The sequence below is a fragment of the Salinarimonas sp. NSM genome (genome assembly GCF_052380005.1).
Taxonomy (GTDB): domain Bacteria; phylum Pseudomonadota; class Alphaproteobacteria; order Rhizobiales; family Beijerinckiaceae; genus Salinarimonas.
On sequence record NZ_JBQTCJ010000024.1, the window covers coordinates 17,112 to 42,409 of the forward strand.

Genomic DNA, 25,298 nt, shown 5'->3' on the forward strand with positions numbered 1-25,298 from the left:
TCCCCGCCCGTCGCGCCCGTGCTAACACGGGCCATGCCGCAGCCCGCCCTGCCAGAGCCCCTCTCCGCCATCCTCGCGGATCTCGCCGCCGACCCGCCCGACGGGTCCGGTGCTCTTCGGGCGCGCCTCGTACCCGCCCTGCGTGCGGCGATCGATGCGGGGCTCGCACGCGAGGACGAGCGGCTCGTGGCCGAGCGCAACGGCATCGCCTGCGCGGCGCGCATCTGCGCGCTGATGGACGGCGTGGTGCGCGTCGTCTTCGAGGCGGTGACGCGCCATCTCTACCCGCTCGAGAACCCCTCGCGGGCCGAGCGCCTGGCCATCGTGGCGACCGGCGGCTACGGCCGCGGCACGCTCGCGCCCGGCTCGGACGTCGATCTCCTGTTCCTCCTGCCCTACAAGCAGACGGCCTGGGGCGAGAGCATCGTCGAGGCGATGCTCTACGTGCTGTGGGACCTCAAGCTGAAGGTCGGCCACGCCACCCGCTCGGTCGACGAGTGCGTGCGCGAGGCGCGCGCCGACATGACGATCCGCACGGCGCTGCTCGAGACGCGGCTGCTGCTCGGCGAGGAGCCGCTCTACGAGGAGCTGACCCGACGCTTCGACGCGGAGGTGGTGGAGGGGACCGCGGCGGAATTCGTCGAGGCCAAGCTCAAGGAGCGCGACCGCCGCACCGGCCGCGCCGGCGCCTCGCGCTACCTCGTCGAGCCGAACGTCAAGGACGGCAAGGGGGGGCTACGCGACCTCAACACCCTGTTCTGGATCGGCAAGTACGTCTATCGCGTGCGGGACCCGAAGGAGCTCGTCGCCGCCGGGCTGTTCACAGCGGAGGAGTTCCGGCTCTTCGCCCGCTGCGAGGAGTTCCTGTGGCGCGTGCGCTGCCACATGCACTTCGTCACCGGCCGGGCGGAGGAGCGGCTCACCTTCGATCTCCAGCCGAAGGTCGCCGCGCGCATCGACTATTCCGACCGCGTCGGCCTCTCGCAGGTCGAGCGCTTCATGAAGGCCTACTTCCTGCGCGCCAAGGACGTGGGCGACCTCACCGCGATCGTCTGCGCGGCGCTCGAGGCGCGCCACGCCAAGCCCAAGCCGATGCTCGATCGCGTGATCGGCTCCTTCCGCCGGTCGAAGGCCAAGCGCCTGCAGTCGGGCGACTTCGTCGTCGAGAACGAGCGCATCACGGTCAAGGACGCGAGCGTCTTCACCCGCGACCCCGTGAACCTCGTGGCGCTGTTCTGGCATGCGGATCGCAACGACGTTGCGATCCACCCGGACGCGAGCCGGCTCGCCACCCGCTCGCTGAAGCTGATCGGCGCGGAGGTGCGCAAGGATCCGCGGGCCAACAAGCTCTTCCTCGAGATCCTCACCTCCCGCAACGCCCCCGAGAGCGTGCTGCGGCGGATGAACGAGGCGGGCGTGCTCGGCCGCTTCGTGCCGGATTTCGGGCGCATCGTGGCGATGATGCAGTTCAACATGTACCACCACTACACGGTGGACGAGCACCTGATCCGCTCGATCGGACGACTGGCGGATCTCGAGTCCGGCCGGCTCGACGCCGATCATCCGCTCTCCCACAGGATCATCCACACGATCCAGCATCGCCGCGCCCTCTACGTCGCGCTCTTCCTGCACGACGTCGCCAAGGGGCGCGAGGAGGACCACTCGATCGCCGGCGCGCGCATCGCCCGCAAGCTCGGCCCGCGGCTGGGGCTGACGCCGGCGGAGGTCGAGACCGTGGCCTGGCTCGTCGAGCACCACCTGTTGATGTCGACGGTCGCGCAGAGCCGCGACCTCTCCGATCCGCGCACGATCCAGGACTTCGCAGGCGTCGTGCAGACGATGGAGCGGCTCAAGTTGCTGCTCCTGCTCACCGTCTGTGACATCGGCGCAGTGGGGCCGGGCGTCTGGACCGGCTGGAAGGGCGAGCTCCTGCGGACGCTCTACTACGAGACCGAGATGGTGCTCGGCGGCGGGGCGGCGGAGGTGGAGCGCCCGCAGCGCATCCGCATGGCGGTCGAGCGCCTGCGCGCAGAGCTGGTGGGCTGGCCGGAGCCCGACTTCGAGGCCTACGCCGCGCGCCACTACCCGTCCTACTGGCTGAAGGTCGACCTGCGCTACCGGGTCAAGCACGCGAACTTCATCCGCGACGCGGAGGCGCGCGGCGAGACGGTCGCCGTCTCCTACGAGACGGACGCCTTCCGCGGCGTGACGGAGTTCACCGTGCTCTCGCCGGACCACCCGCGGCTCCTCGCCATCCTCACCGGCGCGTGCGCGGCGTCGGGGGGCAACATCGTCGACGCGGCGATCTTCACGACAGCCGACGGCATGGCGCTCGACACGATCTTCGTCTCGCGAGCCTTCGAGCACGACGAGGACGAGCTGCGGCGGGCCGAGCGGGTGGCCCGCTCGATCCAGCGCGCGCTCAAGGGCGAGGTGAAGATCGCCGACCTGGTCGACGGGCGCCGGCAGCCGCGCGAGCGGGTGCGCGTGTTCGACGTCGTGCCGGAGGTGATCATCGACAACGCGCTGTCCTCGCGCCACACGGTGCTCGAGGTGACCGGCCTCGACCGGCCCGGGCTCCTCTACGACCTGACGACGGCGCTCGGGAAGCTCAACCTCAACATCGCCTCGGCCCACATCGCGACCTTCGGCGAGAAGGTGGTGGACGTGTTCTACGTCACCGACCTGACAGGAGGTAAGGTGCTCCAGGCGGCACGCCAGAGCGCCATCCGCAAGGCGGTTATGGACGTGCTCGCCCGCGACCGCGCCGCCCGCCCCAAGGAGCCCGCGCTCGCCCGCGCTTGATTCACGGCGCGTCCGGCCTGATATGAGGGTCGACTGCGCCCACCGGTTGACGAAACGAAGCGGATCCCATGACTCAGCAGACTTCCCGTCCCGAGAATCCCGAGACCGCCGCCGAGGCCGCCTCCGACGAGCACGCCCGCGTCGACGCGACGGCCGCCGCCGCTCACCCCCTCGACGCCGCCGCGCCGGTGCACGCCGTCGAGGGAGGCTCCGAGGGAGGCCGGATCGCCGAGCTCGAGGCCGAGCGCGACGCGCTCAAGGACAAGCTCCTGCGGGCGCTCGCCGACGTCGAGAACATCCGGCGCCGGGCCGAGCGCGAGGTGGCCGACGCGCGCATCTACGCCAAGACGAACTTCGCCCGCGACATGCTCAGCACCGCCGACAACGTGCGCCGCGCCCTGGAGAGCCTGGGCGACGCCCGTGAGGGGCTGGAGGGGCCGGCGAAGACGCTCGTCGAGGGGATCGAGCTCACCGAGCGCGACCTGCTCCACACGCTCGAGCGACACGGCGTGAAGAAGCTCGACCCCGTGGGCGAGCGGTTCGACCCAAACCTCCACCAGGCCATGTTCGAGATCCCCGACGAGAGCAAGCCCTCCGGCACCGTGGTCCAGGTGGTCCAGACCGGCTACGTCATCGGCGAGCGCTGCCTGCGCCCCGCGATGGTCGGCGTCTCAAAGGGCGGCCCGAAGGCGACGAACGGGGAGGGGTGAGGGGGGGCGGCGGTTCCTCCCCGGAGGGGAGGAGTCCGCGCGGAACGCGCGGGCGGTGGGGCCGTTCGACAGCGAGGCGAGCGGCATCGCCACCCTCCCCACCCTCCGGCCTTCGGCCCTCGTCCTCCCCTGCGGGGAGGTTGCGGGTGCCGACCCTCACGCCGCCGCGCTCTCCCCGCGCGTGGCGGCGCGCGTGAGCTCGGGAGCGAGCGCCAGCATCGCCTGATGCTGGGTGAGGAAGACGCGCCCCGTCAGGCCCTCCAGGAAATGGCTGCGGGCGAGGCGGTCCATCACCGGGCCCTTGACCTCGGAGAGGTGGAGCGCGATGCCCTGCGCCTCCAGGCGGTGCATGATCAGCTCGAGGCTCTCGAGCGCGCTCATGTCGATCTCGTTGATCGCCGTGCACTGCAGGACGACGTGGGCGAGCGCCGGGCGCGCCGCGACCTCCTCGAGCACGAACTCCTCGGTGGCGCGGGCGTTGGCGAAGTTGAGGCTCTCGTCGATGCGCAGCGAGAGCACCCGCTCGTCGGTGACGACCGCGTGGCGCTTCACGTTGCGGAAATGCTCCGTGCCCGGCACCTGGCCGACGATGGCGATGTGCGGGCGCGAGGTGCGCCAGAGCAGCAGCGCGATCGAGAGCGCGACGCCCGTCACGATCCCCGCCTCGACGCCGAAGCCGAGCGTGACGAGAATCGTCGCGAGCATGGGCGCGAAGTCGTGGCGCGAGTAGGTCCACGCCCGCTTCAGCGCGCCGAGGTCGACGAGGCTGAGCACGGCGACGACGATCGTCGCGGCGAGCGTGGCGATCGGGAGATAGTGGAGGAGCGGCGTCAGGAACAGTGAGGCGAGGGCGATGCCCACGGCGGTGAAGGCGCCGGCGGCCGGGGTCTCGGCGCCGGCGTCGAAGTTCACCACCGAGCGGGCGAAGCCGCCGGTCACCGGGTACCCGCCGGAGAAGGCGGAGGCGACGTTCGCGGCGCCGAGCCCGATCAGCTCCTGGTTCGGCACGATCGACTGGCGGCGCTTGGCGGCGAGCGTCTGCGCCACCGAGACCGATTCGACGAAGCCGATCACCGAGATGAGCAGGGCCGGGGCGAGCAGCGATACGAACAGGCCCGCCTCCACCATCGGCACGGAGAGCGGCGGCAGGCCCGCCGGGATCGCGCCGACGACGGCGACGCCCTTCGCGTCGAGGTCGAGGACGACGACGGCGAGGATGCTCGCCGCCACCGCGATCACCGGCCCGCCTCGGGCGACGAGGCCGGCCGCGTAGTCCGACAGGCCGAGGCGGCGCAGGGCCGGCTTCAGCCCAGAGCGCACCCAGAACAGGAAGGCGGTCGCGGTGACGCCGATGGCGAGCGTCCACGGGTTCGTCTGCGGCAGCGCTGCGGCGAGCGAGGCGCCGACCTCGACGAGCGTGTGGCCGCCGGCCTGGACGCCGAGGATGTGCTTGAGCTGCGCGGCAGCGATGATCAGCCCCGAGGCCGTGATGAAGCCCGAGATCACCGGGTGCGAGAGCAGGTTGGCGATGAAGCCGAGCCGGAAGACGCCGAGCAGCACCAGCATCACGCCCGACATCAGCGCCAGCGCCGCCGCCGCCACGACGTAGTCCGCGGAGCCCGGCGTCGCCACCTCCGACACGGCGGCGGCGGTGAGGAGCGAGATCACCGCGACCGGCCCGACCGCCAGCGCCCGGCTCGTGCCGAAGATCGCGTAGGCGACGAGCGGCAGGATCGAGGCCCAGAGCCCCACGACCGGCGGCAGGCCCGCGAGCAGCGCGTAGGCGAGCGACTGCGGGATCAGCATGATCGTCACGATCAGAGCCGCCACGAGATCGCTCGTGAAGGTGCGCGCGTCGTATCGCCGGCCCCAGTCGAGGATCGGCAGGTAGCGCGAGGCTTCGGCTCGGAGCCTGCGGGGCGCGGTCATGACTGGCTCGCGCCCGAGGCCTCGCCGCCGGTGCGATCCGCGTTGGAGGGGGCGCGGGATTCGCGGACCTTCACCCCGGCCCACAGGCCGACGAGCATGGCCGGCACGAAGACGAGCGTGCCCGGCGCCATCAGAGGCAGCGCGGCGATGGCGGGCCCGGGGCAGAAACCGCCGATGCCCCAGCCGATGCCGAACACGACCGCGCCCGTCAGAAGCCGCCCGTCGATCAGTCTCGTGCCGGGCAGGTCGAAGCGCTCCATCAGCACGGGCGCCGTGCGGCGCAGGACGATGCGGAAGCCGAGGAAGGTGACAAGCACCGCGCCGCCCATGACGAAGGCGAGGCTCGGGTCGAAGCCTCCGAAGAGATCGAGGAAGCTGAGCACCTTGGCGGGGTCCGCCATGCCCGAGACGACGAGGCCGATCCCGAAGAGGAGGCCCGCGAGGAAGCCGACGAGGCTGCGCATGATCCCTCTCCCTCAGCCGATCACGTGACGCAGGACGAAGACCGTGGCGATCGCGGCGGCCATGAAGGTCACGACCGAAACGAGCGAGCGGGGCGACAGCCGCGCGAGGCCGCACACGCCGTGTCCCGACGTGCAGCCGGAGCCGAGCGCCGAGCCGAAGCCGACGAGGAGGCCGGCGAGCGCCATCACGGGAAGGTCGTCGGAGACGGTCTGGCGGACCGGCTCGCCGGTCGCGAGCCACACGAGCGGCGCGGCGGCCACGAGCCCGGCGAGGAAGGCGAAGCGCCAGTTCCGGTCGACGGCCGGGACCGAGACCGCGCTCAACGCGCGCGCGGCCACGCCGATGATGCCGGCGATGCGCCCGAGGAAGAGCATGAGGAGGACGGAGGACAGGCCGATCAGCCCGCCGCCGATCAAGGCGGCGAGGGGGGTGAACTCGGTCGGGGGAAGTGGCACGGGGGATCTCTCCGGAAGGCACGACGCGTTTGAAAGGGCGCCCGCGAGAGGCGCGCCCGTGCCGACCATCTATGAGATAAATCTAATTTAGTCAAATCTAAACAACAAGCTCACGCCATCCGGGCCGCCTCCCAGCCGAGGATCGCTCGCTTGCGTGTGAGGCCCCAATGGTAGCCCGTCAGCGCGCCCGATCGGCCGACGACACGGTGGCAGGGGACGACGAATGAGATGGGGTTGCGACCCACGGCCGCGCCGACCGCGCGGGCCGCCGAGGGCTTGCCGATCGTCTGCGCCACGTCGGAATAGGTCGTGGCGCGCCCGAAGGGAATGCCGAGCAGGGTGCGCCAGACGCGAACCTCGAAGTCGGTGCCGATCAGCACGACGTCGAGGGGCTGGTCCGGCCGCCAGCGGCCCGAATCGAACACGCGCGCGGCGTAGGGCGCGGTGGTCTCCTGGTCGGCGACCCAGGTCGCCCGGGGCCAGCGTCCGCGCATGTCGGAGAGGGCCGCGCACCGATTGCCGTCGTCGACGAAGCCGAGCCCGGCGAGGCCGCGGGGCGTCGCCACGACGATCACCTCGCCGAAGGGGGAGGGGTGATAGCCGTAGGAGAGCGTGAGCCCCGCGCCCTTGGCCTTGTAGTCGCCCGGCGTCATCGCCTCGTGATTGACGAAGAGGTCGTGCAACCGGCCCGGCCCCGACAGGCCGAGCTCCAGCGTCGTGTCGAGCACGCTCGCCGAGGCATCGAGCAGGCGCTTGGCGTTGTCGAGCGTGATCGCCTGGAGGAAGGCCTTGGGCGAGAGCCCGGCCCAGCGACGGAAGAGATGGTGCACGTGGCTGGTCGAGAGCCCGACGTGATCCGCGATCGTCTCGAGCGAGGGCTGGTCGCGCCAGTTCTCGGAAATGAAGGCGATGACGCGGCGCACGACGTCGTAGTCGGCGCACAGGACGGCGGGCGTGGCCGGATCGCTGGACGTGCGGTCGAGGTCGGTGTCGATGGCGCGGGCGATGTCGAGCATGGCGGATGGGCTCCTTGCACGTGCGAACCCTACGACCGCGCCCTCCGGCGCGACACCCGAAAACGCCGGAGCCCGCGCCTCGTCCTCACGTCGCCGCCACGACCGCGGCCGCCTGCGCGGCGCGCAGGACGTCGGCGACCAGATCCTCGGGGTGCTCCAGCCCGGCGGAGAGGCGCAGCATGCCCTCGCCGATGCCCATCGCGGTCCGCTCCTCCGGCGTGAAGCGCTCGTGAGTCGTGGTGGCCGGGTGGGTGACGAGGCTCTTCGCGTCGCCGAAATTGTTCGACACCTTGATCACCTCGAGCGCCCGGCCGAAGGCGAAGGCGCCGCGCTTGCCGCCGGCGACGTCGAGCGCGAGCACGGTCCCGCCGCAGGTCATCTGGCGGCGGCAGAGATCGTATTGGGGCGAGGAGCGCAGGCCAGGATAGCGCACCCGCTCGATCCCCGGCGCGTTCTCCAGCGCCTCGGCGATCGCGAGAGCGTTCGACGCCTGCTGGCGCACCCGCAGGGAGAGCGTCTCGAGGCTCTTGAGCATGACCCAGGCGTTGAAGGGCGAGAGCGCCGGCCCGGTGTGCCGCAGCCAGGGCTGGATGCGCTCCTCGATGAAGGCCTTCGATCCGAGCACGACGCCGCCCAGACATCGTCCCTGCCCGTCGATGTGCTTGGTCGCCGAGTAGGTGACGACGTCCGCGCCGAGCGCGAGCGGGTTCGAGACGGTGGGGATGCCGAGCGCGTTGTCGACGACGAGGATCGCGGCCGCCTCCCGCGCGATCCCCGCGATCGCCGCGATGTCGACGAGGTCCATCGTCGGGTTGGCGGGGCTCTCGAGGAAGATCGCCGCCGTCTCCGGCCGCACCGCCGCGCGCCAGGCGGCGGGGTCGGTGCCGTCGACGAAGGTCGTGGTGATGCCGAACTTCGGCAGGATCTCCGCCAGGACGAAGCGGCACGAGCCGAACAGGACCGAGCCCGAGACCACGTGGTCGCCCGTCTTCAGCGGCCCCATCAGCGCCGCTGCGACGGCGGCCATGCCCGAGCCCGTGGCGCGGGCGGCCTCGGCGCCCTCGAGCGCCGCCATGCGCTCCTCGAACATCGCGACCGTCGGGTTGCCGAAGCGCGAGTAGACGAACCCCTGCGCGCCCTTGGCTTTGAACCGCGCCTCCGCCGTCTCCATGTCCGGATAGACGAAGCCCTGGGTCAGGAACAGCGCTTCGGACGTCTCGCCGAACGGCGAGCGATGCGCTGCGGCATGAACTGCGAGGGTTTCCGGGCGGAGCGGCGAACGTTGATCGGTCATCGGACGGTCATCTCGTTCTGTATAACGAACGCTCCAACGTTTGCAGGAACCCGCGCCCGAGCGCAAGCCCGAATCAGGGTGTTTCGTTTCCCCCGTACGATTGCGTCGAGCGACCCTCGGCAAGCTTGTGCGTGCGTCGGAACGGGGGCACGGTCCCGGCGGTTTCGCACAGCGAGGAGGACCCGACGCGTGCCCCTATTCGCCCACCCCGAGTTCGACGGCCACGAGCGCGTGCTGTTCGCGCACGACGTCGAGACCGGCCTGAAGGCCATCATCGCCGTGCATTCCACCCGCCTCGGCCGCGCCGCCGGCGGCTGCCGCATGTGGCCCTACGCCAGCGAGGAGGAGGCGCTCGCGGACGCGCTGCGGCTCTCGCGCGGCATGACCTACAAGAACGCGGTGGCGGGGCTCGACCTCGGGGGCGGCAAGTCCGTCATCATCGCCGACCCGCGCAGGGACAAGACGCCTTCGCTGCTGCGGGCCTTCGGGCGCGCGGTCGACGCGCTCGGCGGCCTCTACACCACCGCCGAGGACGTGGGGGTCGGCGTCGCGGACATGGAGATCGTGCGCGAGACGACCGCGCACGTCGCCGGGCTCTCGAGCGGGCCGCACGCGTCGGGCGATCCCTCGCCGGTGACCGCGCGCGGCGTATTCGAGGGCCTGCGCCGGGCGCTCGCGGTGGCGACGGGCTCGGACGCCCTCGCCGGGCGCACCGTCGCGGTGCAGGGGCTCGGCCATGTCGGCCGGCACCTGTGCGCGCTCCTCCACGGCGCCGGCGCACGTCTCGTCGTGGCCGACATCGACGCCGCGCGCCTCGCGGATGCGCAGCGCAGCTTCGACGCCCGCGTCGTGGCGCCCGAGGAGATCGTCGCGGTGGAAGCCGACGTCTTCGCGCCCTGCGCGCTCGGCGGCGTGCTCGACGACTCGACGATCCCGCGGCTGAAGGCGCGGATCGTGGCGGGCGCGGCGAACAACCAGCTGGCGCGACCCGAGCACGCCGAGGCGCTGCACGCGCGCGGCATCCTCTACGTCCCGGATTTCGCGCTCAACGCCGGCGGCATCATCAACGTCGCCCGCGAGATCGAGGGGCGCACGGACGCCGGCTGGCTGGAGGAGCGGCTGGCCGCGATGGTCGCCAACATCGAGGCGATCCTGCGCGAAGCGAAGGCCGAGAACGTCTCGCCCAACGGCGTCGCCGAGGCCTTCGCCCGCCGGCGCCTCGGGTGAGCGGGCGCGGCGCGGCGGGCCGCCGCGGGGTTGCGCTGCGGGCGTCGTCTTGCTTAGCTTGCGCCGAGCCCGTGGGAACCCGCGCCTAGGCGGGGTGTTGACCCGCCATCGGAAGAGCCCGCACCCGCCGGGCTCGAGACGCGCGAAACGAGATTTCGACCTCCCGGGCGGCGCGGCCGCCCGATCCCATTGCGCGCGCGGTCCTCGCGTGCGCCGAGAATCCGACAACGACGCCGACGACGCCACCGACACGAGACGAGTCAACACGCGAGGGACGATGGCCGAGACCCCCATCCTGAAAGCGCCACGCATCTATTACATGCACCACCGGCTCGTCGGGTCGCTCGGGCGCTTCGTCGATCATTTCGAGCGGGTGCGCCGCCTGGGCTTCGACCACGTTCTCGTCTCGCCGATCTACGCCCCCGGGCGCGCGGGCGACGTCTTCTTCCCCGCCGACCACGATGCGGCCCATCCCGGCCTCGAGACCGAATACGGCGCCGCCGACGTGATTCGCTGGCTCGTCGACAAGGCGGGCGAGCGCGGCCTCTCGCTGATGCTCGACATCGCGCCGCAGAGCTTCGCGCTGGAGCACCCCTTCGTCGAGGCGGCGCCGGACTGCTTCACCGTGCGCCGCGAGACGCCGATGGGCATCATCGACCCACGCCATCCGGCGAGCCCCCAGGGCACCGCGATGTCGCGCATCGCGGACGCGTGCGGCGATCGGCTCGCGCGGTTCTGGACGCCGCGGCTCGCCGCATACGCCGAGATCGGGGTGGCGGGCTATCGCGCGCTCAAGCCGGCGGCGCCGACGGCCGATCTCTGGGGTCGGCTGATGGCGGCGGCGCGGGACGTGAAGCGCGACACGCTCTTCGTCGCCGACACGACGGGCGTGCCCCGCCCCGACGTCTGCGGCCTGCGCGGCGTCGGCTTCGATCACACGCTGACCTCGCTCGCCTGGTGGGACTACCGCGCCGGTTGGTACCTCGAGGAGCACGACGCGCTCGCCTCCATCGCGCCGCCGATCGCGACCGTGGAGGCGCCCTTCGCCACGCGGCTGGCGGAGCGGGTGCGCGACAATCGCGGGCTTCGCCCCGCCTACGACCGCGCGCTCCACGCCGCCGCCGCGCTCGGCTGCGGCCTGCTCGCGCCGATGGGCGTCGAGGTCGCCGCGCGCCGGCCGATGGACGCCGTGGTGTCGACGCCGGAGGACTACGACCGTGCCGCCGCGGAGGCGCCCTTCGACCTCGGCGAGATGGTCGAGCGGGTGAACCGGCTCGTCGCGAAGACGCCGCTCCTGCGCGAGCGGCCGATGCTGCGTCCGCTCACCGGCCCCTCCGCCCGCGTCACGGGCTTCCTGCGCACGGCGCGCGACCCGCGCATCGCGGAGGAGGCGCTCCTCGTCGCCATCAATCCGGACCTGTACGAGCCCAACGACGTCTTCGCGGCGAAGCTGCGCGGGCAGATGGGCGGCACGTTCGGCGCCTTCGCGCCGGTGGAGGCGGGCGCCTCGGATCCGACCGCGTCGGCGGGGGACCTGATCGCGCTCCATCCCGGCGAGGCCTTCGTCGCCCGCGCGCCTCGCGCGGCGCCGGTGAAGGTCGGCCGGCAGCCGGGCAAGCGGGCGGTAACGACGGCGGCCACCAAGTGGCCACGCATCCTCGTCGACAACCTCGCGCCCTCCGTCGACGAGGGGCGCTACGCGGTCAAGCGCGTCGTCGGCGACGCGATGGTGGTCGAGGCCGACGCGCTGATGGACGGGCACGAGGTGCTCGGCGTCGCGCTGATGTGGCGCGCCGTCGACGAGGAGACGTGGCGCAGCGCGCCGATGGAGCCGATCGGCAACGATCGCTTCCAGGGCACGCTCTTCCTCGAGCGCATGGGCCGGCACGAGTACGTGATCGAGGCCTGGCACGACGTCTACCAGACCTTCTGCCGCGACCTGACGAAGAAGTTCGATGCCAAGGTCGACTACCAGCTCGACCTGATCGAGGGCCGCCAGCACCTCGATGCGGCCCGCAAGCGCGCCTCGGGCGAGCTCGCCGCCGGGCTCGAGGAGATTCTCGCGCGGTTCGATCGAACCGAAGGAGACGAGCGCGTGCACGTGCTCCTCGCCCCGCAGGCGCGGGCGCTGATGCGCGAGGCGGACGACCGCCCGTTCGCGTCCCGCTCGTTCGTGCAGCCGATCGAGGCCGACAGGACGCAGGCCCATTTCGCGAGCTGGTACGAGCTCTTCCCGCGCTCGATGAGTGGCGACGTCCATCGCCACGGGACGCTGCGGGACGTGATCCCGCACCTGCCGCGGGTCCGCGACATGGGCTTCGACGTGCTCTACTTCCCGCCGATCCACCCGATCGGCAGGAAGAACCGCAAGGGCAAGAACAACACCCTCACGCCCGGCCCGGACGATCCCGGCTCGCCCTACGCGATCGGCGCGCCGGACGGCGGGCACGATGCGCTGCATCGCGAGCTCGGCACCTTCGAGGACTTCCGTGCGCTGCGCGAGGCGGCCGAGGAGCACGGGCTCGAGATCGCGCTCGACTTCGCCATCCAGTGCTCGCCGGACCACCCGTGGCTGAAGGAGAATCCGGGCTGGTTCGACTACCGCCCGGACGGATCGATCAAGTACGCGGAGAACCCGCCCAAGAAGTACGAGGACATCGTCAACGTCGACTTCTACAAGCCCGACGCCGTTCCGGACCTGTGGACAACCTTGCGCGACATCGTCCTCTTCTGGTGCAAGGAGGGCGTTCGCACCTTCCGCGTCGACAATCCGCACACCAAGCCGCTGCCGTTCTGGCAGTGGATGATCGCCGACGTGAAGGCGCAGTATCCGGACGCGATCTTCCTGTCGGAGGCGTTCACGCGGCCGAAGATGATGTACGGGCTGGCCAAGCTCGGCTTCACCCAGTCATATACCTACTTCACCTGGCGCAACACGAAGTGGGAGCTGCGTTCCTACTTCGAGGAGCTGGCGAACGAGGCGCCCAAGGACTTCTTCCGCCCGAACCTCTTCGTCAACACGCCGGACATCAACCCCTACTACCTCCAGAGCTCCGGGCGCGCCGGCTTCCTCGTTCGCGCCTGCCTCGCCGCGACACTCGGGGGGCTGTGGGGCGTGTATTCCGGCTACGAAGTGCTCGAGGGCGAGCCGGTGCCGGGCAAGGAGGAGTACAAGGATTCGGAGAAGTACGAGATCAAGGCGCGCGATTTCTCGATGCCCGGGAACATCGTCGCCGACATCACGCGGCTCAACCGCATCCGGCGCGCCAACCCGGCGCTGCACACGCACACCAACACGCGCTTCTACAACGCCTACCACGACGAGATCCTGTACTGGGGCAAGCCCTCCCGCGAGGGCGACGACATGATCCTCGTCATGGTCAACCTCAATCCGCACGTGGCGAACGCCTGCGACTTCGAGATCCCGCTCTGGGAGTTCGGCCTGCCCGACGACGGCGCCGTGATGGTCGAGGACCTGATCGCCGACCGCGCCTTCGTCTGGCACGGCAAGACGCAGCACATCCGCCTCGACCCGTTCGAGTATCCCTTCGTCATCTGGCGTATCCGACCGCATCAGGGGGCCTGACTTGCCGCGCAAGAAGTCGCTCATAACGAACACCGATCCGCTCTGGTACAAGGACGCGGTGATCTATCAGCTGCACGTGAAGTCGTTTTTCGATTCCAACAACGACGGGATCGGCGACTTCGAGGGGCTGCTGCAGAAGCTCGACTACATCACCGAGCTCGGTGTCACCTGCATCTGGTTGTTGCCGTTCTACCCGTCGCCCCGGCGCGACGACGGCTACGACATCGCGGACTACCGCAACGTCCATCCGGAGTACGGCAAGGCGCGCGACTTCAAGCGCTTCGTCGAGGAGGCGCACGCGCGCGGCCTGCGCGTGGTGACCGAGCTCGTGATCAACCACACCTCGGACCAGCACCCCTGGTTCCAGAAGGCGCGGCGGGCCAAGCCCGGCTCGGCGGCGCGCGACTTCTACGTCTGGTCCGACGACGACAAGAAATATTCCGGCACGCGGATCATCTTCCTCGACACCGAGAAGTCGAACTGGACCTGGGACCCGGTGGCGAACCAGTACTTCTGGCACCGCTTCTACAGCCACCAGCCGGACCTGAACTTCGACAACCCGCGAGTGTTGAAGGAGGTGTTCTCGATCATGCGCTTCTGGCTCGACATGGGCGTCGACGGGCTGCGGCTCGACGCGGTGCCCTATCTCGTCGAGCGCGAGGGCACGAACAACGAGAACCTGCCCGAGACGCACGGCGTCCTCAAGCAGATCCGCGCCGAGCTCGACGCTACCTACCCGGACCGCATGCTGCTCGCCGAGGCGAACCAGTGGCCGGAGGACACGCAGGACTACTTCGGACAGGGCGACGAATGCCACATGGCGTTCCACTTTCCCTTGATGCCGCGCATGTACATGGCGATCGCGCAGGAGGACCGCTTCCCGATCACCGACATCATGCGCCAGACGCCGGAGATCCCCGAGAACTGCCAATGGGCGATCTTCCTGCGCAACCATGACGAGCTCACGCTCGAGATGGTGACCGACAAGGAGCGCGACTACCTCTGGAACACCTACGCGTCGGAGACGCGCGCGCGCATCAACCTCGGCATCCGTCGCCGCCTCGCGCCCCTGCTGCAGCGCGACCGCCGCCGCATCGAGCTGATGAACTCGCTGCTGCTCACCATGCCCGGCACGCCCGTGATCTACTACGGCGACGAGATCGGCATGGGCGACAACATCTTCCTCGGCGACCGCGACGGCGTGCGCACGCCGATGCAATGGTCGCCGGACCGCAACGGCGGCTTCTCGCGCGCGGACCCCGCGCGGCTGACGCTGCCCCCGATTCAGGACCCGCTCTACGGCTACGACCGCGTCAACGTCGAGAGCCAGGAGCGCGACCCGTCCTCGCTGCTCAACTGGACGCGCCGCATGCTCGCGGTGCGCAAGCAGCATCCGTCCTTCGGGCGCGGCACGATCCGCTTCCTGCGGCCCGCCAACCGCAAGATCCTGGCCTACCTGCGCGAGCTCGACGGCGACACGATCCTGTGCGTCGCCAACGTCTCGCGCCAGGCTCAAGCCGTGGAGCTCAACCTCGCGGAGTTCGCCGGGCGCATCCCGGTCGAGCTCTCCGGCGGGGCCTCCTTCCCGCAGGTCGGGCAATTGCCGTACCTGCTGACGCTGCCGCCCTACGGCTTCTACTGGTTCCAGCTCTCCGAGACGGTCGAGCCGCCGCAATGGTCGACCGCGACGGCGGGCATCGAGCCCGAGCACCTCACCTTCGTGGTGCGCCGGGGCGTCTCCGAGGTGGTCGACGGCAAGGCCCGCGACACGCTCCTGCGCGACGTGCTCCCGGGCTATGCGCCGCACCGGCGCTGGTTCCAGCGCAAGGACCAGGCGATCGAGGCGGTCGAGCTGATCGGCGCGATGCCGCTGCCCGGTGCGGGCAAGGACATCCTGATGGCGCTCGTCGAGATCACCACGCAGGCGGGCCCGGAGCGCTACGCGCTGCCGCTCGCGATCTCCTGGGACGACGAGCAGCCGGCGCCCTTCGCGCCTCAGCTCGCGATGGCGCGGGTGCGCATGGGCCGACGCGTGGGCTATCTCACCGACGGTTTCGCCATGCCGGGCTTCGCCCGCGCGCTCACCCAGGGGCTCGCGGAGGAGAGCGTGCTGCGGACGGAGACGGGCGAGATCCGCTTCCGGGCGACGTCGCACTTCGCCGAGCACGCGCCGGACGCCGATTCCGAGATCGAGTGGCTCACGGCCGAGCAGTCGAACTCGACCCTCATCGTCGGCCGCCGGGCGGTGCTCAAGCTCCTGCGCAAGCTCACGCCGGGCGTCCATCCGGAAGCGGAGATGAGCCGCTACCTCACCGAGCACGGTTTCGCGAACGCGCCGCCGCTGCTGGGCGAGGCGGTCCACGTCGCCGCCGACGGCACGCCGACGACGCTCGCCATCGTCCAGGGCTTCGTCCTCAATCAGGGCGACGGCTGGCAGTGGACGCTGAACTACCTCGATCGCACGATCGACGAGCTCTCCGCTCACACGGAGGAGGACGAGGAGGAGAACGGCCACCGCTTCGAGACCTACGCCGCCTTCGCCGGCAATCTCGGACGCCGGCTCGCAGAGATGCACGCGATCCTCGGTCGCGAGACCGACGATCCCGACTTCAGCCCCGAGGCCGCCGACGCGGCGGAGGCGGAGCGCGTGCGCGCCGGCGTGCGCGCCCAGCTCGAAGCGGCCTTCGCCGCCATCGAGGCCTACGGCGCGTGGGAGAACGAGGAAGACGCCGCGCAGGCGCGCACCCTGCTCGGCAACCGCGCGCGGTTGCTCGCGCTCGTCGACGAGAAGGCCGCCGCGCTCGCCGGTACGCGGCGCATCCGCGTCCATGGGGACCTGCATCTCGGGCAGGTGCTGGTGGCCGGCAGCGACGTGATGATCATCGACTTCGAGGGCGAGCCGGCCAAGCCCATCGCGGAGCGCCGCGCCAAGGCGAGCCCGCTGCGCGACGTCGCGGGCGTCATCCGCTCGTTCGACTACGCGGCCTCGAACCTGAAGAAGCATCGCCATACCCCGCAGGGGCCGATGACGGAGGCGCGCGGCGCGCAGCTGCGCTCGCTCTTCCGCCAGGTCGCGGAGGACGCCTTCCTCGCGGCCTACGCCGAGGTCGACCCGGACGGCATCCCCAACCCGGCCCTTCTCGACCTGTTCGTGCTCGAGAAGGCGGCCTACGAGATCACCTACGAGGCGGCCAACCGGCCGGCGTGGCTGGACGTCCCGCTCAACGGGTTCGCCCACGTGGCCGAGCGCCTGCTCAACGCCAACGAGGAGCCATCCTGATGACCCAAGCCACGCACGCACCGGAGATCGAGGGCGTCGAGGCCGCGGCGATGGAGGCGCTCGCCGGGCGCCTCACCGATCCGTTCGCCTTCCTGGGCATGCACGACACGGGGCAGGGCCCCGCCGTGCGCGCCTTCCTTCCCGGTGCCGAGGCGGTCGAGGTCGTCTCGCGCGAGAACGGCGAGGTTCTCGGGCGCCTGAACCAGGTGCGCGAGGGCCTCCATGCCGGGCTCGTCAGCCGTCGCGAGCGCTACAGGCTGCGCATCAGCTGGCCGGGCACGGTCCAGGAGACGGAGGACCCCTATTCCTTCGGCATGGTGCTCGGAGACCTCGACCTGCACCTCTTCTCCGAGGGTGCCCATTGGGACCTCGCCGAGCGCTTCGGCGCGCAGCCGATGACACACGAGGGTGTCGAGGGCGTCGCCTTCTCGGTCTGGGCGCCCAACGCACGGCGCGTCTCGGTGATCGGCGACTTCAACTCCTGGGACGGGCGGCGCCACCCGATGCGGCTGCGCCATTCCGCCGGCGTGTGGGAGCTGTTCGTGCCGCGCATCGGCCCGGGCGAGCGCTACAAGTACGAGATCGTCGGCAAGCACGGCGAGACGCTGCCGCCCAAGGCGGACCCGCTGGCGCGCCGCACCGAGACGCCGCCGGCGAACGCCTCCATCGTCGCCGCCCCCCACGCCTTCCGCTGGACGGACGAGGAGTGGATGGCCAAGCGTGGCGCGCGCCAGGCGCCGACGCAGCCGATGGCGGTCTACGAGGTGCACCCCGCCTCCTGGCTGCGGCCGGAGGGCGAGCCGCAGGGCACGCTCGACTGGGACCAGCTCATCGACACGCTGATCCCCTACGTCGCCGACCTCGGCTTCACGCACATCGAGCTGATGCCGATCATGGAGCACCCGTTCGGCGGCTCGTGGGGCTACCAGCCGCTGTCGCTGTTCGCGCCGTCGGCCCGCTATGGCACGCCGGAGGGCTTCGCGCGCTTCGTCGACGCGTGCCACCGGGCCGATCTCGGCGTCATCCTCGACTGGGTGCCCGCCCACTTCCCCACGGACCCGCACGGGCTCGCCCGGTTCGACGGCACGGCGCTCTACGAGCACGAGGACCCGCGGGAGGGCTATCACCAGGACTGGAACACGTACATCTACAACATGGGCCGCAAGGAGGTGCAGGGCTTCCTCGTCGCGTCCGCGCTGTGGTGGACGGAGACCTTCCACATCGACGCGCTGCGCGTCGACGCGGTCGCCTCGATGCTCTACCGAGACTACTCGCGGGAACACGACCAGTGGATCCCCAACCGCTTCGGCGGGCGCGAGAACCTCGAGTCGATCGACTTCCTCAAGCGCATGAATCAGATCGTGCAGGAGCGCGCCCCCGGCGCGATCACGATCGCCGAGGAATCGACCGCCTTCCCGGGCGTCTCGCAGCCGGTCTCGCAGGGGGGGCTCGGCTTCTCCTACAAGTGGAACATGGGCTGGATGCACGATACGCTGCACTACATCCAGCGCGAGCCGCTGTATCGCTCCTATCATCACAACGAGCTGACCTTCGGGCTCGTCTACGCCTTCTCCGAGAAGTTCGTGCTGCCGATCTCCCACGACGAGGTCGTGCACGGCAAGGGCTCGCTCATCGGCAAGATGCCGGGTGACGAGTGGCAGAAGCTCGCCAACCTGCGTGCCTATTTCGGCTTCATGTGGACCCATCCCGGCAAGAAGCTGCTCTTCATGGGCTGCGAGATCGGCCAGCACCGCGAGTGGAACCACGACGGGGAGATCGAGTGGGCGCTCCTGAAGAACCAGAGCCACGCGGGCCTGCAGATGCTGGTGCGCGACCTCAACAAGCTCTACGCCCGCGAGCCGGCGCTGTTCACGACGGATGCCGAGCCCTCCGGTTTCGAGTGGATCGTGGGCGACGACACGCAGAACTCGGTCTTCGCCTATCTCCGGCGCGGGACGGGGGACGCCAAGCCGCTGCTGGTCGTGCTCAACATGACCCCGGTGCCGCGCCACGAGTACCGCATCGGCGTTCCCGAGGGCGGTACCTGGAGCGAGATCCTCAACACGGACGCGCAGATCTACGGCGGCACCAATCTCGGTAATGCCGGGGCGGTGCGCACGGAGGCGATTCCGGCGCACGGGCGGAGCCATTCGGTCGGTATCACGTTACCCCCGCTCGCGGCGGTCGTCTTCCGCCATCAGGCCTGAGGAATCCATGCCCCTTCTCCCCGACCGGCTCTCTCCCGGCTCCGCCTATCCCCTCGGCGCGACCTGGGACGGGCTCGGCGTGAACTTCGCCGTGTTCTCGGCGCATGCCGAGCGCATCGAGCTGTGCATCTTCGATCCCACGGGCCGACGGGAGATCGCGCGCTACGACCTTCCGGAATGGACCGACGAGGTCTGGCACGGCTACCTGCCGCACGTGAAGCCGGGGCTGCTCTACGGCTTCCGGGCGCACGGGCCCTACGAGCCCCAGCGCGGCCACCGCTTCAACCCCAACAAGCTCCTCGTGGATCCCTACGCCAAGGCGCTGCACGGGGAGACGCGCTGGACGGACGCGCTGTTCGGATACCGCGTGCTGTCCCCGCGCGGCGATCTCTCCTTCGACCGGCGCGACAGCGCGCCGGCGGTGCCCAAGGCCGTCGTCGTCGACGACTCGTTCTCCTGGGGCGACGACCGGGCGCCGAACGTGCCCTGGTCGGAGACGGTGATCTACGAGGCGCACGTGAAGGGGCTCACCAAGCTCCTCGACGACGTGCGCATTCCCGAGCGCGGCACCTATTCCGCGCTCGCGCACCCCGCGGTGATCGAGCATCTCAAGCGGCTCGGCGTCACGTCGATCGAGCTCCTGCCGATCCACGCCTTCCTTCAGGACCGCTTCCTGCAGGAGAAGGGGCTGACGAACTACTGGGGCTACAACACGCTCTCGTTCTTCGCCCCCGAGCCACGCTACATCATGCCGGGCGGGGACAACAACGACCTGCGCATCGCCATCCGCCGCCTGCACGCGGCCGGGATCGAGGTGATCCTCGACGTTGTCTACAACCACACCTGCGAGGGCGGCGAGCTCGGGCCGACGCTCTCCTGGCGCGGGCTCGACAACGCGAGCTACTATCGGCTTCTGCCGGACGACCCGCGCCACTGCATCAACGACACGGGCACCGGCAACACGATGAACCTGTCCAACGCCCGCGTCCTTCAGATGGTTATGGACAGCCTGCGCTATTGGGCGACCTCCTACCGCGTCGACGGCTTCCGCTTCGACCTCGGCGTCACGCTCGGGCGCGAGCCGCACGGCTTCGACCCCGGCGCGGGCTTCTTCGACGCGCTGCGGCAGGACCCGATCCTCTCGCGCAAGAAGCTGATCTCGGAGCCCTGGGACATCGGCCCCGGCGGCTACCAGCTCGGCCACCATCCGCCGTCCTTCGCGGAGTGGAACGACCGCTTCCGCGACGGTGTGCGACGCTACTGGAAGGGCGACGGCGGCCTGCGCTCGGACCTCGCGGCGCGGCTCTCCGGCTCGGGCGACCTCTTCGACCGGCGCGCGCGGCGGCCGTGGGCGTCGGTGAACTTCATCGCCGCCCACGACGGCTACACGCTCGCCGACATCGTCGCCTACGAGGAGAAGCACAACGAGGCCAACGGCGAGGACAACCGCGACGGCCATTCGGACAACCACTCCCGCAATTGGGGCGTGGAGGGGCCGACGGACGATCCCGACATCCTCGCCGTTCGCACCCGCGTGATGCGCTCGCTGCTCACGACGGTCTTCGCGGCGCTGGGCACGCCGATGATCCTCGCGGGCGACGAGTTCGGGCGCACGCAGGGCGGCAACAACAACGCCTACGCGCAGGACAACGAGATCTCCTGGCTCGACTGGAGCGTGGCGCGCTCGGACGCCGGCGAGGCGCTCACCGCGTTCACGGCGCGGCTCGCGGCGATCCGGCGCGAGCACCCGATCATCCGCTGCCGGCGCTTCCTCTACGGCCAGGAGATCGCGGACGGCATCCGCGACCTCGACTGGTTCGACGAGAACGGCGGCACGCCCTCGCCGGAGGATTGGAACGACCACGAGAAGCGCGCGCTCGTCATGCGCCGGGCCATGCGCCGCGACGACGGCGCGATCGAGATCGTCGCCTTCCTGCTCAACGGCTCGGACGAGACGATCCGCTTCACGCTCCCCGGTCCCGCCGACGGCTGGCGGCTCCTGATCGACTCCGCCGACCCGGATCGCCCCGAGGAGAGCCTCGGCGAGCCCGCCTACGACGTGCTCGACCGCGCCGCCGTGCTCGTCGCCGCGACGCTCGCGCCGGAGGGAGGGTGATGAGCGCGCCGGCACGGGGGTACTGCTTCCTCCCCGGAGGGGAGGAGTTCGTGCGAAGCACGGACGGTGGGGCCGTACTCCCAAGCACGCGAACCGCGTCGCCGTCCTCCCCACCCTCCGGCCTTCGGCCTCCGTCCTCCCCTGCGGGGAGGATCCGGTCGGCGGCCTTCATCCGCCGTTTGCGACACACGCGACCTCGCTTCCTCCCCGCAGGGGAGGAGTCCGCGCGCAGCGCGGGCGGTGGGGCCGTTCGGCGCGACGAGCGAGCCGCCCTCCCCATGCCGCGCCCCCCCGTGGGTCGCAGGCGTGCACGGCATGTGCATAGCGGCTGACCCGAACTCCCGACGAGGACACCTCCGATGGCCCGCCATTCCCACCCCACCCTCTGGGGCGCGAGCCTGGTCTCACCGGGCCGCACGCGCTTTCGCCTCTGGGCGCCGATACAGCGGCAGCCGCATCTCGTGATCGAGGGGCGCGCACCCGTTCCCATGGAGAAAGAGGACGCCGGCTGGTTCGCCGTCGAGGTCGATTGTGGCGTGGGCACGCCCTACCGCTACCGGCTCGACGACGGCGTCGCCGTGCCCGATCCCGCCTCGAAGGCGCAGCGGGGCGACGTGCACGACCCCTCGCTCGTGGTCGACCCGCACGCCTACACGTGGAAGAACGACGCCTGGATGGGCCGGCCGCTCGGGGAGCTCGTGCTCTACGAGCTGCACCCGGGCCTGCTCGGCGGCTTCGACGGGGTGCGCGCGCATCTCGCTGCGCTCGCCGACCTCGGCGTCACCGCGCTCCAGCTGATGCCGATCGGCGAGTTTCCCGGCGCGCGCAACTGGGGCTACGACGGCGTGCTGCCCTATGCGCCCGATGCCGCCTACGGCTCGCCCCACGACCTCAAGCGCCTCGTCGACGAGGCGCACGGGCTCGGGCTGCAGGTCTTCCTCGATGTCGTCTACAACCATTTCGGGCCGGAGGGGAACTACCTCCACGCCTTCGCGGAGCCCTTCTTCCGCAACGACGTCCAGACGCCCTGGGGCGCCGCGATCGATTTCCGCCGCCGGGAGGTCCGCCGCTACTTCGCCGACAACGTCCTGATGTGGCTGATGGAGTACCGGGTCGACGGCCTGCGCTTCGACGCCGTCCATCAGATCCGCGAGAAGGACTGGCTCGACGAGATGGCGGCCGAGGTCCGGCGCACGATCGAACCCGGGCGCCACGTGCATCTCGTGCTCGAGAACGAGGAGAACGACCCCGGCTATCTCGGCCGCGAGATCGATGCGCAGTGGAACGACGACTTCCACCATTGCGTCCACGTGATGCTCACAGGCGAGGACCAGTCCTACTACGGCAACTACAGCCGCGACACCGCGGGCAAGCTCGCGCGCGCGCTGAAGGAGGGCTTCGTCTACCAGGGGCAGCCGCCGGAGAACGGGGAGGGCGGGCCGCGCGGGGCGCCGTCGGGGCATCTGCCGCCGACCGCGTTCGTCAGCCACATCCAGAACCACGATCAGGTCGGCAACCGCGCCTTCGGCGACCGCCTCGCCGCGCTCGTCGAGCGGGAGGCCCTCAACGCGGCGGTCGCGCTCCACCTGCTCTGCCCGCAACTGCCGATGATCTTCATGGGCGAGGAAACCGGGGCGAAGGAGCCGTTCCTGTTCTTCACGGACTACCACGACGCCCTCGCCGACGCCGTGCGCGAGGGGCGTCGGCGCGAATTCGAGGCGTTCCCCGAGTTCGCGGACCCGCAGACCCGCGCGCGCATTCCCGACCCGAACGCGCCCGCCACCTTCGAGCGATCGCGCCCGAAGGTGGCGGGGGAGGGCGGCGATGAGGCGGTCCTCGCCCTCTACCGCCGTCTCCTCTCCGCCCGCGCGGAGGAGATCGCCCCGCGTCTCGCGGGCGCGCGGGCGGAGAGCGCGGTGGTCGTCGACGAGAAGGCCGTCCTCGGTCGCTGGCGGATGGGCGACGGCGCGCGGCTGACGCTGCTCGCGAACCTCGGGGCGATCCCCGCGCCGCTCGGGGGGGTGTCCGTGCCCGAGGCCGAGCCCTTCGTCGTCGTCGGCGCGCCGCTCGCCGATGGCGGCGTTCCCGCCCACACCACCATCGCCTGGCTGGAGGCCGCCTGATGGCCGACGCGCTCCACGCGCTCGCCGAGGAGGCGGGCCTGCACATCCACTGGGAGGACTTCAAGGGCCGCCCGCAGCAGGTCTCGCCGGAGACGCTGCGGCGGGTGCTCGCCGCGATGGGCCTCTCCGCCGAGAGCGACGGCGAGGTCGCGGACAGCCGCGCGCGCCTGCGCGAGGAGGCCGGCGCGGGGCTCGCCTGCCTCACGACCGAGGTCGGCCAGCCGACGCCGTTGCCGCCCGCGTTCGCGCAGAGCGCCGTCGCCGTGCTGCGCCACGAGCACGGCGGGCGTCGCGAGATGCGCCTCGCCCCCTCCGCCGGCGGCATGAGCCTGCCGCCGGTGCTGGAGCCCGGCTATCACGGCCTCGAGATCGGCGATCACCACCTCACCCTCGCCGTCGCCCCCGCGCACGGCGTGCGCGTGGAGGACGCCACAGGGGGGCGGCCGATCTTCGGCGTCGCCGCGCAGATCTATTCGCTCCCGCCGCGGGCGGGGGAGGAGTTCGGCGACTTCGGCTCGCTCGCCAAATTCTGCGAGGCCGCCGGACGCGGCGGGGCGGACGTGGTGGCGATGAGCCCGTCGCACGCGGGCTTCGCCGCGGACGCGTCGCGCTTCAGCCCCTATTCGCCCTCGACGCGCCTGTTCCACAACGTCCTCTACGCCGACCCGACCGCCGTGTTCGGCGCGCTCGATCTCCCCGGCGAGGCGCCGCCGCTCGGCGACCTCGTCGACTGGGAGGCCGGCGCGCGCATCAAGCTCGCGCGGCTGCGCGCGGTCTACGAGCGCTTCGCCGCCTCCGGCGATGCCCGACACCGCGCCGACTTCGCCGCCTTCCGCGCGGCGGGCGGCACGCTCCTCGAGAACCACGCCCGCTACGAGGCGCTGCACGCGCATCTCGGCGGGGCGGGCTTCCACGACTGGCCGGAGCCCTACCGCGACCCCGGGAGCGCCGCGGTCGACGCCTTCTGCCACGAGCACGTGGACGAGGTCGTCTTCCACGCCTTCCTGCAATGGCTCGCCGAGCGCTCCCTGTCCGACGCGCAGGCGCGGGCGAAGGCCGCGGGCATGGCGATCGGCCTCGTCGCGGACCTGGCGGTGGGTATGGACGGCGGGGGCAGCCACGTCTGGTCGCGGCGCGAGGACGTGCTCGACGGCCTCTCCATCGGCGCGCCGCCGGACCTGCTCGGGCCGACGGGCCAGGACTGGGGGCTCACCAACTTCTCGCCCCGCGCGCTCCAGGCGACGGGCTTCGCGCCCTTCCTCGCGACCCTGCGCGCGGCGCTGCGCTGCGCCGGCGGCGTGCGCATCGACCACGCGATGGGCCTTCGCCGCCTGTGGGTGGTGCCGCAGGGCATGACACCGCACGAGGGCTGCTACATCTCCTACCCCGAGGAGGACATGCTGCGGCTCGTCGCGCTCGAGTCGCACCGCTCCGGCGGGCTCGTGATCGGCGAGGACCTCGGCACGGTGCCCCCCGGCTTCCGGCCGAGGCTCGATCGCGCGGGCGTGCTCGGCATGCGGGTGCTCTGGTTCGAGCGCGAGTGGGACGGCGGCTATACCCCGCCCGCCGCCTACGCCCGCCACGCCGCCTCGATGACCACGACGCACGACCTGCCCACCGTGGCCGGCTGGTGGCGCGGCAACGACGTCGCCTGGCGTGAGCGCGTCGGCCACGGCGACGCGTCCTTCCACGAGACACAGCTGGCCGAGCGCGACGCCGATCGCGGGAAGCTGTGGGACGCCTTCGTCGCCGCCGGCACCGCGCAGGGCGATCCGCCGCCGGTGGAGGAGACGGACCCGGTCGTCGACGCCGCGCTCGGCTTCGTGGCACGCACGGAATCGACCCTCGCGATCCTGCCGGCGGAGGACCTGCACGGCCTCGTCGAGCAGCCCAACCTGCCCGGAACCCTCGACGAGCATCCGAATTGGCGCAGGCGGCTTCCGTTCCAGGGCCTCGACGACACGCCGGCCCGCCGCCGCATGGCGCTGCTGGCGCAGGCCCGGCCGCGGGGGGAGAGATGAGCCGGGTCGGAGGTCATGAGCGACGCCGACGTACCGCGTCCGCTCCGGCGGACCGGGACGCGAG

Annotated in this window: 14 protein-coding genes; 9 read left to right on the forward strand and 5 right to left on the reverse strand. The window is 71.1% G+C overall.

The window, feature by feature from the left end:
- Window positions 1-33: 33 nt before the first annotated feature.
- Both ACTZWW_RS10745 and grpE read left to right on the forward strand, forming a co-directional pair.
- Window positions 34-2,805, forward strand: coding sequence for a [protein-PII] uridylyltransferase (locus tag ACTZWW_RS10745; protein ID WP_444780952.1), 2,772 nt, complete (start codon window positions 34-36; stop codon window positions 2,803-2,805).
- 68 nt (window positions 2,806-2,873) lie between these two features.
- Entirely contained in the window at window positions 2,874-3,515 is a 642-nt protein-coding gene (gene grpE, locus ACTZWW_RS10750; RefSeq protein WP_444780953.1) for a nucleotide exchange factor GrpE, read from the forward strand.
- A gap of 156 nt (window positions 3,516-3,671) precedes the next feature.
- On the opposite strand, the gene ACTZWW_RS10755 is transcribed toward grpE, so the two are convergent.
- The 5 genes from ACTZWW_RS10755 to metZ form a co-directional block, all read right to left on the reverse strand.
- Window positions 3,672-5,444 (reverse strand): SulP family inorganic anion transporter, encoded by a 1,773-nt coding sequence (locus ACTZWW_RS10755; protein WP_444780954.1) that lies wholly within the window; start codon window positions 5,442-5,444, stop codon window positions 3,672-3,674.
- Window positions 5,441-5,908: a DUF6691 family protein gene (locus tag ACTZWW_RS10760; protein WP_444780955.1), complete on the reverse strand. Its 468-nt coding sequence runs from the start codon at window positions 5,906-5,908 to the stop codon at window positions 5,441-5,443. Before ACTZWW_RS10760 ends, ACTZWW_RS10755 begins: the two co-directional genes overlap by 4 nt.
- A 12-nt stretch (window positions 5,909-5,920) precedes the next feature.
- The gene (locus ACTZWW_RS10765) at window positions 5,921-6,364 is read right to left on the reverse strand and encodes a YeeE/YedE family protein (protein ID WP_444780956.1); all 444 of its coding nucleotides are present in this window, start codon (window positions 6,362-6,364) and stop codon (window positions 5,921-5,923) included.
- A 110-nt stretch (window positions 6,365-6,474) separates the two neighbouring features.
- Window positions 6,475-7,380 carry a methylated-DNA--[protein]-cysteine S-methyltransferase gene (locus ACTZWW_RS10770; RefSeq protein WP_444780957.1) on the reverse strand — a complete coding sequence of 302 codons (906 nt, stop codon included), beginning with the start codon at window positions 7,378-7,380 and terminating at the stop codon, window positions 6,475-6,477.
- Window positions 7,381-7,465: 85 nt separating this feature from the next.
- Window positions 7,466-8,674: an O-succinylhomoserine sulfhydrylase gene (gene metZ, locus ACTZWW_RS10775; RefSeq protein ID WP_444780958.1), complete on the reverse strand. Its 1,209-nt coding sequence runs from the start codon at window positions 8,672-8,674 to the stop codon at window positions 7,466-7,468.
- A 189-nt stretch (window positions 8,675-8,863) separates the two neighbouring features.
- Here metZ and ACTZWW_RS10780 point away from each other — a divergent pair, with 189 nt between their 5' ends.
- From ACTZWW_RS10780 to malQ, 7 genes are all read left to right on the forward strand, one after another.
- A complete protein-coding gene (locus tag ACTZWW_RS10780) occupies window positions 8,864-9,901 on the forward strand; it encodes a Glu/Leu/Phe/Val dehydrogenase dimerization domain-containing protein (RefSeq protein WP_444780959.1) in 1,038 nt (345 codons plus the stop codon).
- 277 nt (window positions 9,902-10,178) lie between these two features.
- Window positions 10,179-13,487 (forward strand): maltotransferase domain-containing protein, encoded by a 3,309-nt coding sequence (locus tag ACTZWW_RS10785; RefSeq protein ID WP_444780960.1) that lies wholly within the window; start codon window positions 10,179-10,181, stop codon window positions 13,485-13,487.
- A gap of 1 nt (window position 13,488) precedes the next feature.
- Window positions 13,489-16,767: a maltose alpha-D-glucosyltransferase gene (gene treS / locus ACTZWW_RS10790; protein ID WP_444780961.1), complete on the forward strand. Its 3,279-nt coding sequence runs from the start codon at window positions 13,489-13,491 to the stop codon at window positions 16,765-16,767.
- Complete coding sequence (gene glgB / locus ACTZWW_RS10795; RefSeq protein WP_444780962.1) at window positions 16,767-18,974, forward strand: 1,4-alpha-glucan branching protein GlgB; 2,208 nt, start codon at window positions 16,767-16,769, stop codon at window positions 18,972-18,974. Before treS ends, glgB begins: the two co-directional genes overlap by 1 nt.
- Window positions 18,975-18,981: 7 nt before the next feature.
- Entirely contained in the window at window positions 18,982-21,090 is a 2,109-nt protein-coding gene (gene glgX / locus ACTZWW_RS10800) for a glycogen debranching protein GlgX (RefSeq protein WP_444780963.1), read from the forward strand.
- 359 nt (window positions 21,091-21,449) lie between these two features.
- A complete protein-coding gene (treZ, locus tag ACTZWW_RS10805; RefSeq protein WP_444780964.1) occupies window positions 21,450-23,213 on the forward strand; it encodes a malto-oligosyltrehalose trehalohydrolase in 1,764 nt (587 codons plus the stop codon).
- Window positions 23,213-25,234, forward strand: coding sequence for a 4-alpha-glucanotransferase (gene malQ, locus ACTZWW_RS10810; protein ID WP_444780965.1), 2,022 nt, complete (start codon window positions 23,213-23,215; stop codon window positions 25,232-25,234). The genes treZ and malQ overlap by 1 nt, the downstream gene beginning before the upstream one ends.
- Window positions 25,235-25,298 lie beyond the last annotated feature (64 nt).